Consider the following 9,856-nt stretch of genomic DNA (forward strand, 5'->3'; position numbering starts at 1 on the left):
TTTTGCTTCTAATTCGGCAATCTTTTTTTCAAGATCTTGCTTTGTTTGCTTTTTAGCAGCTGCCATAAATTTGATGAACTATCTGGGGTTTATGTACATTTGGGTTGATTACCTCAACCAATTTTGATCAAGTTTTATATGCACTGAAGGCATAGTTGATCCAATGGATGACTTTGAGAAGGAATTTCCTGAGTTTGATTGGAAAAATATTCCAGCATACAAACATCCTGGAGGCAAAGATTGTCCATGTCCAAAGCATGAATATATTCGAGAGCAGATTAATTTTACAAAACAAGTAAACGAGAAAGGAAAAGAGCCATCCAAAGTCACACTCAAGTTTTGTCCCGATCATTATAGAGTATACATGGAAGAAGTAATTCCTGCAATGCCACTAAAGTATAAAATTCTAACAAAGATTGCCCTAAAACTTGGAGCAATTCAAGTTGAGCAATTAAAGTACATGGAGTCAGAATTATGCTTTTACTGTAAATTTGGATCTGGTGGCCATGACAAAAAGAATGAACTGCCACCAATGTAATTATTAAAAATTACACAAAAATTTGACAGATAGATATTCAAAATGCACTACAGTATTTTTCTGAAAAACCATAATAGATATTGTTTATAGAATAAATTAGAACTTAGATGATAAAAAAATTAGAATCCAGTTAAGCTTATACTTGAACTAAGATCAAAGTAATTGTGGTAATAGCAGATATTCATGAGTTCATAACAGAACTAGAAAAGAAGGGAGAGTTAAAGAGAGTAAAAACTCAAGTTGATGCAGATTTAGAGATTGCAGAAATTCTAAGAAGAGAAATGTATGTCAATGGCCCTGCAATTCTTTTTGAAAATGTAAAGGGCTTTGAGATGCCAGTTTTAGGAAATGCATTTGGTTCAATGAAAAGACTAGAGATTGGACTTGAAATGACAGACTTTACAGAAATTGGTAAACGAATTGCAGATATGACAAAGATGGATATGCCATCAGGATTACTAAACAAAATAAAAAAACTCCCAGAATTATCAAAGATGACAGCATCATTTCCTAAAGCAGAAAGTAACGGTCCTGTTACAGAGATTACATCAAGTGATGCATCTTTTGATGATTTACCAATTTTAAAATCATGGCCAAATGATGCAGGAAGATTCATCACTTTAGGATTAATTGCAACAAAACATCCAGAAACAGGTGTAAGGAATTTAGGAGTTTATAGAATGCAAATTATTGATAAAACTCACGCGTCAATGCATTGGCAGAAACATAAACGAGGAGCTCATCATGGGGATATTTCAAAAGACAGAGGGGAAAAAATTCCAGCGGCAATTATTTTTGGAGGAGATCCTGCAACAATATTTTCATCAATTGCACCAGTTCCAGAAGGACTTGACAAGTATTTGTTTGCAGGAATTACACGAAAAGAAGGGATCAAAACTGTAAAATGTAAAACAATTGATCTAGATGTTCCAGCAAATGCAGAGATTGTTTTAGAAGGATACGTTGATCCTGCAGACATTAGAGACGAAGGGCCATTTGGAGATCATACAGGATACTATACACCAGTCGAACCATATCCAACATTTACATTAACAGGAATTATGAGAAGAAAAAATCCAATTTATGTGACAACAGTAGTTGGCAAACCAATTCTAGAGGATGCATATATTGGCAAAGTAATTGAAAGATCATTTTTACCTTTGATACAAATGTTCCATCCTGAAGTAGTAGACTTTAGCATGCCACCATCAGGATGGTTTCAAGGATTTGCGATTATTTCAATCAAAAAAAGATATCCCGGCCAAGCAAAGAAAGTGATGATGGGATTATGGGGGATGGGGCAATTGTCACTAACAAAGATGTTCGTTGTGGTAGATGAAGACATCAATGTTCATGACATCAATGATGTTATTTGGGCAATTACTACAAGAGCAGACGCTGCAAGAGATACAACAATAATCAACAACACACCAACTGATACTCTAGATCCGGCATCACCTCTTGTCAATCTAGGTTCAAAGATGGGAATTGACGCAACTCAAAAAACCAAAGAAGAGGGATATGAACGAGAAATTCAACAACCAGTTAAAGTTGATGATAAGACAAAAGATCTAGTAGATTCCAAATGGTTGGATTACGGACTATAGTGTTACAGGATTGTAAAAATTATCTCGTTCTTCAACTTCATAACCAATTTGATGTATAGCATCCATGATTATTTTATCAGTGAGTTCAGTTGAGCGTGCGCCAGTACAGGAAACTACTTCTTCTCCAATTAACGTACCACCAAAATCATCAGCACCATATTGTAATGCAAGTTGAGCCATACCAACTCCATTAGTTAGCCATGATGATTGAATGTGAGGAATTAACCCGTCAAGGACTAGTCTAGATATTGCAATCATTTTCAAAAGTTGAATTCCACCAGTACCATATTCTACCAAACCTTCTTTTTGCATCAAGGTATTGTTTGGTTCAAAATTCCAAGGGATAAATGCCATGAATCCATTAGTTTTTTCTTGTAGTTGTACAATTTTGTAAAAATGTTCAACAATATCATTATTGTTTTCCACACTACCATACATCATAGTTGCAGAACTGGGAATGCCAAGTGAGTGGGCCTCATCCATAATTCTAATCCAATCAGCACTAGAGATTTTCTTTGGACTAATAATTTCTTTAACTGAATCAGTTAAGATTTCAGCACCAGCTCCGGGGATTGATTGTAATCCAGCATCTTTTAGTCTAGACAAGATTTCTGTAGTAGATGATTTTTCAACTCTTGCAATCATATCAATTTCAGATGTAGATAATCCATGAACTCCAACTGTTGGAAATTTCTCTCTAATCATTCTAAATGCATCTTCATAATATTCAATCTTCAAATTGGGATTATGCCCACCCTGAATCAAAACTTGGCGGATCTTAAACATATCATAAGAGGTTTTAACTCTAGTTTCAATTTCATCAAGTGTTAAAGTGTAAGCATCTTCAGCACCAGGCGATCTGTAAAATGCACAAAACTTGCAATCGGTAATACAGACATTAGTGTAATTCAAAATTATATTATTTACAAAAGAAGCCTTTTTGCCAAATTGTTTTCTTGTTAGATGACCTGCAGTAAGGCCCATTAAATGAACATCGTCAGATTCCAATAATCTCATACAATCCTTAGGTCCAGGTCGTTGACCATTTAGAGAATTTTCTAAAATATCTTTAATGTCGCTTTTTTGAATTTGTTCAGTAGTCTGACTCAATTGTTGTGTATCCTTTGCATTTTCTATTTAATCCTTGATAGAAATAATGAGTACACCTAATGAGTGATTTGTGCTCAATCTAAAAAAACGTCAGATTTACGTGTCACGTTATTTTTAAGTAGGGCACAAAAAGCAGATCAACGCATGGTATCAGGCAATCAAATCAGGTTAAATCGAATTCTTCGAAAAGGAAGAATGTTATGTATTCCAATGGACCATGGGATTTCAAATGGACCAATTGAAGGTCTAGAAGATCCAGTATCCACAATTTACAAATGTGAGGGACATGGACTCACTAGTGTAATTATCAATAAAGGAATTCTCAAAGCATTACCAAAACCAACCAAAGTTGGGGTTTTAGTCCATTTCTCAAGTAGCACATCATTATCACTATCACCTAATCGAAAAATGCTAACTGGAACTGTAAAGGAAGCAGTTGCAATGGGCGCTGATGGAGTTTCATTACATATCAACGTTGGAGGTAAAGAAGAACCAGAAATGTTAGAGCAATTAGGAATGACTGCAGATCAATGTCACAAATGGGGAATGCCACTTTTAGCAATGATGTATCCAAGAGGGGAAAATATCAAAGACCCACATGATCCTGAAATTGTTGGACATGTTGCAAGAATTGGAGCAGAATGTGGGGCAGATATTGTAAAGACGTTGTATACTGGCGATATTGATTCATTTGCAAAAATAGTAAAAAGCACACCAGTACCAATTGTAATTGCAGGTGGACCCAAAGCAAAAACAGATTTAGATATTCTTCAAATGACCGAAGATGCCATGACTGCAGGAGCTAAAGGAGTTACATATGGTAGAAACATCTTTGCACATAAAACACCTGAAAAAATAGTCGAGGCATTAGCTGACATAATTTTTAGAAAAGTAACTGCAAAGGAAGCAATGAAGAAAATTGAGTAAAAATAGAGAGTTAATTATTTCACCCAAAGTCACACAAACACAATTAGCTAAATTTCTTTCACAGTTAGAATCTGAAGGAATTAAAATGTTGTACATTGATCCAAAAAAATTAGGGAAGAAAAAAACAAAAAATAAAATAGTTTACCCTTCAAATGCATCAGATTTTGTAGTTCTTGAAAAAGAAGGAATGGTAAAGCCGAAAGGGAAGAAAGTAGGAATGAAGTTTCAAGTATTGTCAAATTCAGATATTGAACATATTCTTACTGTAGCAAAGAAGGGATTAGACTTTGTCATTGTAGAAGTAAAGGATTGGAAAATAATTCCTTTAGAAAACATCATAGCAAAACTCCATAAAATACACACACAGATTTTTGCAATTGCAAAAACTCCTGAGGAAGTAAGAAAGATGTTCTCAATTTTAGAGGTAGGTGTAGATGGGGTTATTTTCAATACAGATTCAATTAACGAGGTAAGAGAAGCAATGCTATACCTAGGAACAAGAAGTTTCGATATGAAGCCAGCAAAGATTATTGAGATTAAAGAAGTAGGAGATGGCGAACGAGTATGTGTAGATACTGCATCTATGCTTCACAAAGGTGAAGGTATGTTAATTGGAAGCAGATCAAACTTTTTGTTTCTTGTACATAATGAATCAGTAGGATCATCATTTACTTCCCCTAGACCATTTAGAGTTAATGCAGGTGCAGTTCACTGTTATACATTATCACCAGATGGAACAACAAACTATCTTTCAGAAGTCGAGACAGGTTCAGAAGTTTTAATTCTAAATTCAAAAGGAAAGGCAAGAAGAGCAACTGTAGGAAGATCTAAAATAGAAAGAAGACCAATGTTGATGATCAAAGCTTCTGCAGGAGGGGAAATTGGAGGAATAATAGCTCAAGATGCCGAGACAATTCGATTTGTAAAACCAAACGGACAACTAGTCTCAGTAACACATCTTAAAAAAGGTGACACAGTTATGGTCCATTCAAAGCCTGCAACAGGCAGACATTTTGGAATGGAAGTATCCGATGAATATATTCTTGAAAAATGAAATACAAAACTTGTGTATCAATTGCTGAAAAAACACCAAATAAAATTAAACAGACATTAAAAATTGCATTAAAGAAATCAGATTTTGTTGAAGTGAGGTTTGATTTTTTAAAAATTGATCAAATTCCAGAATCATTAGAATTAATCAAAAAAGACATGACTAGAATTGTATGTACACTAAGACCAAAAACAGAGGGAGGGAAATTTTCAGGAAATGAAAAAGAAAGAATAGCAATTCTTAAACTGATTGCAGAATATAATCCATTTTTGTTAGATGTAGAATTTAATACATTAAAGAAAAATTTAGGATTAATAAAATATCTCAAATCAACAAAAACAGAATTACTTGTTTCATGGCATGATTTTAAAAAAACTCCAAATTCTGCAGAATTAAAAAAGAAGGTTGATCAAATGTCCAAGTTTTCAAACAATGTTAAAATTGTAAGTACAGCAAATTCAACAGATGATGCAACGAGAATGCTAGAGTTGTATAGCAAAAAAGGCAAGAATAACTTGATATCATTTGCAATGGGGGATATGGGCAGAATTTCAAGGATTTTGTGCCTATATTTGGGAAGCCCATACACATACGTCTCTTTAGGAAAAGCAGTAGCACCAGGTCAATTTAGTGTTGATGAAGTAAAAAAAATTACAAATCTAAAATAATTATCAGTTGAGAGTTTAAATCAATCATACTAGTGAGAAAAATAAGATGGGGAAATCATTTGCGGTAATTGGAGATCCAATTGATCATTCATTATCACCAAATATTCACAGTGCTGCATTTAGAGAATTAAATTTAGATGCTTCATACATTGCATATAGAATTCCAACTGGAGAGTTAGAAGTAGGGATTGAGGGACTCAAAAAAATAAAGATAGACGGATTCAATATTACTATTCCACATAAACTAGAGATGATGAAATATTTGGACAAAACAGATGAGTCTTGTAGTTTAATTGGAGCAGTAAATACTGTCACAAACAAAGACGGAGTTCTCAAAGGTTACAACACAGACATGGATGGTTTTCTAGAACCATTCAAGAAAAAGAAATTAAACATAGAAGATACCAAAGTACTTCTTCTTGGTGCAGGAGGTGCCGCAAGAGCAATTGTTGCAGGATTTGCAAAAGAAAAAGCCAAGTCCATCACAATTGCAAACAGGACTTTGCAAAATGCAATTAATCTATCAGAATTTGCAAAAACGATAGGGCTTGATGCAAATGCCATGAAAATTGAAGATGTAAATGAATCTTCAAAAAATTATGACATTATAGTAAATGCAACTTCAGTGGGGCTAAAAAATGAGCCAAGTCCAATTTCTTTGAAAGACATCAGTGATAAAACAATAGTATACGATATTGTTTACATGCCAATGAATACAGATTTTATAAAAAAAGCAAAAGCAAAAAATGCAGTAATTATTTTCGGTTATGAAATGCTATTAGGTCAAGCAGTGAGAGCCTTTGAGATATGGCATGGGATGGAAGCACCTTATAATGCCATGAAAAAAGCATTGTTAGGAGGATTTTGATGGCAAAAGCAAAGGCTACAGTCCACGGAGCAATATCATTAGTTAATGCTATTGCAAATCAAAAAGGGGCAACTTTAGGAATAGAATTAACAGTAGAGGCAACAATTGAGACCAGTCCAGGTAAAGGAATCACCATAGAATCAGATAATAAAACTCTCAGTTCAAGATTAATCAATAAAACAATTGAGAAGATTGTCTCAAAGAAAGATTTGGAACAAAATAAAATTTCAGTTAGACTGGATTCGGAAATCCCAACAGGGTATGGATTAAAGAGTTCTAGTGCAATTTCATCAGCAGTTGCACTTGCATGTGCAAAGATATTCAAACCTAAATTCACAGATCAACAAATTTTGATTGCAGGAGTTGACGCATCAATTGAATCTAAAGTGAGCATTACTGGAGCATATGATGATGCTTGCTCATGTTACTATGGAGGATTTAATGTGACGGACAATGCAAAGAAAAAAAGAATACATTTTGAAAAAGGGCCCACTAATTTGATTGTAGTGATATTTATTCCAAAAAATAGGAAACGCGGGGATTTAAAAAATCTCAAAGTACTATCAACAGTATTTGAAAACGCATGGGAATTGGCAAGAAAGGCAAATTATTGGGAAGCAATGATAATTAATGGTTTAGCTACAGCATCAATTCTTAATTCAGATCCTAAAATCATTACAAGTTTGATTGAGAAAGGAGCAATTGCAGCTTCAGTTTCTGGAAATGGACCTGCAATTGCAGTAATTGTAAAAAAAGAAAATGAGTCAAATATTAAAAAAGTATTCTCTGCTCTTGAAGGAAGAGTAATTGTTTCTAAAGTAAATAACAAAAAGGCAGAATCTCATGAACTGTAGAGTTGAAAAGTCAAAAATTTCAGGGCAAATAGTTTGCCCTGCCAACAAAAGCTATACTCATAGAGCCATCTTTCTTGCATCACTTGCGGGAAATAACAGTAAAGTAGAAAATATTTTACTCTCAGCAGATACTGCTGCAACAATTGACGCATGTAAAAAATTTGGAGCTGAAATGGAAATTGAGGATTCATCAATAATTGTAAAAAACCCTATAAAGTTTGATAAAATCGTGCCTGAGATCAATACCGAAAATTCAGGGACAACTATCAGAATTGCATCAGGTATTGCCAGCCTATTTGCAGAAGAGATAACACTAACAGGGGATTCTAGTTTACAAAAAAGACCCATGCAGCCTTTACTAGATGCATTATCAAGTATTGGTGCACAGTGTATCTCAACTGATGGAAAACCACCAATCAAAATTAAAGGAAGAATTTCGGGAGGAGATGTAAAAATTCCAGGAAATTTTTCTAGTCAATTTATTTCAGCATTGTTAATCAGTGCACCACTAACTGAAAAAGGAATCAATCTTACAATTGAAGGAAATTTAGTTTCAAAACCATATCTTGATGCGACAATAGCTACGATGAGAAAGTTTGGAGTGTCAGTTCAAACATTAATCCCATACAAAAGATACAACATCACACCACAAATATACAAAGGGGCAACATTTACTGTTCCAATTGATTTTTCTAGCCTAGCATTACTTCTTTCATCAACTGTTCTCAATGGGGATGAAATTACAATTAAAGGGAACATTGGAAATTTGCCACAAGGAGATGAAGTTTTTATAGATATTCTAGAACAATTAGGAGTTACCATCATAATCAATGAAGAAGAAATTAAAATCAAATCACCTGAAAAACTATCCGGAGGAAAATTTGATTTGAGTAATTCACCAGATCTTCTTCCACCACTTGCAATTTTAGCATTAAAATCATCAACACCAATTGAAATAGTAAATGTAAAACATGCAAGACTAAAAGAAACAGACAGAATTGCAATAATAGCAAGAGAACTTGTCAAACTAGGAATTAAAATTGAAGAAAAAGATGATGGATTAATCTTAGAGCCCTCAGATAATTTGAAAGGAGCAACACTAAATTCCGAAAATGATCACAGATTATTCATGTCTTTTTGTATTGCTGGAATGCATATAGGGAATTGCACAGTATCAGATCCAGAATCAGTAAATGTCTCATTTCCGAATTTTATAGAAGAGATGAATCGTCTTGGTGGAAAAATTCAAGTGAATTAAAAAAGAAAATTCAAAAAATCAGGTAAAATGGGTAAAAGGCGCGACCCTGTATAGGATGAAAAGCATTCTCCTCACCCGCAACGCTTTTGCGAAGATAACATGTCTTTTTCGCAGGGCCGCGCAAATTATGGTTTAGAATTTACACGTTTTTGCATATATTGTATACGTAATTATTATATTTAAGAATATATTATAATTATTTCAATAAATATCAAAGAATCATGTAATTTTTAATTACGCATACTAGATCTTAAAAAAAGGCAATATGAGATATTGTTTATTATAATTTAGTTTAGAAATTAGATTTTCAAAATCAGCCTGAGTCTTCTAAGGGAGGATTTTTTGGAAGAGTTATTGTAAATATTGTTGGTGAAGAAGTTACAGTAATGATACCATTATGACCTCGGACAATAGAGGCCACACTTGCCAAACCAAGTCCAGTACCTTGTTGTTTTGTGGTGAATAAAGGTTCAAAAATATGTTCTTTCATATCACTAGGAATTCCTTTTCCTGAATCTTGAATAGAAATAACAACATCACTTTCAGTTTCTTCACAATCTATTTTTATTTCACCTTTTCCATCAATGGCTTGAATTCCATTAATAATTAGATTAGTAAGAGCTACGGCAAGTCGTTTTTTATCACAATAAAATTCAAAATCATTTTTTGAAATTTCAAAATATATTCTATCTGGAAGATTAATTGAATCTAAGGCATCAGCAATAATTTCAGAAATTAGAGTTTTTCCAATTTGCATAGGTTCGTTTCTAATATAACCTAAAACATCTTCAATTTGATGAGAGATTCTACTTATTGCACGCTCCACTCTATCAAAATGTTTTTGGTCGATTTTTGTATCTTTTGACATTAGTTTTAAATTTTCAAGAGACACTTGAATAATTGAAAGTGGATTTCGTATATCATGAGCCAATCTTGCAGATAGTTCACCTATAGTTACAAGTTTTTCTTGTTTTA

General features: G+C 33.6%; 10 protein-coding genes. 8 read left to right on the forward strand and 2 right to left on the reverse strand.

Annotated elements, in window-relative coordinates; genetic code table 11:
- Window positions 1–163 precede the first annotated feature (163 nt).
- Both ACW9W3_RS09490 and ACW9W3_RS09495 read left to right on the forward strand, forming a co-directional pair.
- A complete protein-coding gene (locus ACW9W3_RS09490) occupies window positions 164–538 on the forward strand; it encodes a hypothetical protein (protein ID WP_457765903.1) in 375 nt (124 codons plus the stop codon).
- Window positions 539–702: 164 nt separating this feature from the next.
- Complete coding sequence (locus ACW9W3_RS09495; RefSeq protein ID WP_457765904.1) at window positions 703–2,145, forward strand: menaquinone biosynthesis decarboxylase; 1,443 nt, start codon at window positions 703–705, stop codon at window positions 2,143–2,145.
- On the opposite strand, the gene mqnC is transcribed toward ACW9W3_RS09495, so the two are convergent.
- Window positions 2,140–3,255 (reverse strand): cyclic dehypoxanthinyl futalosine synthase, encoded by a 1,116-nt coding sequence (mqnC, locus tag ACW9W3_RS09500; RefSeq protein WP_457765905.1) that lies wholly within the window; start codon window positions 3,253–3,255, stop codon window positions 2,140–2,142. The genes ACW9W3_RS09495 and mqnC overlap by 6 nt on opposite strands.
- 144 nt (window positions 3,256–3,399) lie before the next feature.
- On the opposite strand from mqnC, the gene ACW9W3_RS09505 reads away from it, so the two are divergent.
- From ACW9W3_RS09505 to aroA, 6 genes are read left to right on the forward strand one after another with little or no spacing between them, the layout of a single operon-like run.
- Window positions 3,400–4,182, forward strand: a complete 783-nt coding sequence (locus tag ACW9W3_RS09505) for a 2-amino-3,7-dideoxy-D-threo-hept-6-ulosonate synthase (RefSeq protein ID WP_457765906.1) — start codon at window positions 3,400–3,402, stop codon at window positions 4,180–4,182.
- The gene (locus tag ACW9W3_RS09510) at window positions 4,175–5,236 is read left to right on the forward strand and encodes a 3-dehydroquinate synthase II (protein ID WP_457765907.1); all 1,062 of its coding nucleotides are present in this window, start codon (window positions 4,175–4,177) and stop codon (window positions 5,234–5,236) included. The genes ACW9W3_RS09505 and ACW9W3_RS09510 overlap by 8 nt, the downstream gene beginning before the upstream one ends.
- The gene (gene aroD / locus ACW9W3_RS09515) at window positions 5,233–5,901 is read left to right on the forward strand and encodes a type I 3-dehydroquinate dehydratase (protein ID WP_457765908.1); all 669 of its coding nucleotides are present in this window, start codon (window positions 5,233–5,235) and stop codon (window positions 5,899–5,901) included. Before ACW9W3_RS09510 ends, aroD begins: the two co-directional genes overlap by 4 nt.
- A gap of 46 nt (window positions 5,902–5,947) precedes the next feature.
- Complete coding sequence (gene aroE, locus ACW9W3_RS09520; RefSeq protein ID WP_457765909.1) at window positions 5,948–6,769, forward strand: shikimate dehydrogenase; 822 nt, start codon at window positions 5,948–5,950, stop codon at window positions 6,767–6,769.
- A complete protein-coding gene (locus ACW9W3_RS09525) occupies window positions 6,769–7,623 on the forward strand; it encodes a shikimate kinase (RefSeq protein ID WP_457765910.1) in 855 nt (284 codons plus the stop codon). The genes aroE and ACW9W3_RS09525 overlap by 1 nt, the downstream gene beginning before the upstream one ends.
- Complete coding sequence (gene aroA, locus ACW9W3_RS09530; protein ID WP_457765911.1) at window positions 7,613–8,881, forward strand: 3-phosphoshikimate 1-carboxyvinyltransferase; 1,269 nt, start codon at window positions 7,613–7,615, stop codon at window positions 8,879–8,881. The genes ACW9W3_RS09525 and aroA overlap by 11 nt, the downstream gene beginning before the upstream one ends.
- Window positions 8,882–9,194: 313 nt before the next feature.
- Here the strand turns inward: aroA and ACW9W3_RS09535 are convergent.
- On the reverse strand, window positions 9,195–9,856 hold a 662-nt coding region (locus tag ACW9W3_RS09535), incomplete at its 5' end, for a sensor histidine kinase (RefSeq protein ID WP_457765912.1).

It is taken from the genome of Candidatus Nitrosopumilus sp. bin_68KS (genome assembly GCF_054095825.1).

What these genes read in the sequence shown, in the direction of transcription:
- ACW9W3_RS09490 (WP_457765903.1), top strand. Translation starts at nt 164, where the DNA reads ATGGATGACTTTGAGAAGGAATTTCCTGAGTTTGATTGGAAAAATATT.
- ACW9W3_RS09505 (WP_457765906.1), top strand. Translation starts at nt 3,400, where the DNA reads ATGGTATCAGGCAATCAAATCAGGTTAAATCGAATTCTTCGAAAAGGA.
- aroD (WP_457765908.1), top strand. Translation starts at nt 5,233, where the DNA reads ATGAAATACAAAACTTGTGTATCAATTGCTGAAAAAACACCAAATAAA.
- aroE (WP_457765909.1), top strand. Translation starts at nt 5,948, where the DNA reads ATGGGGAAATCATTTGCGGTAATTGGAGATCCAATTGATCATTCATTA.
- ACW9W3_RS09525 (WP_457765910.1), top strand. Translation starts at nt 6,769, where the DNA reads ATGGCAAAAGCAAAGGCTACAGTCCACGGAGCAATATCATTAGTTAAT.
- aroA (WP_457765911.1), top strand. Translation starts at nt 7,613, where the DNA reads ATGAACTGTAGAGTTGAAAAGTCAAAAATTTCAGGGCAAATAGTTTGC.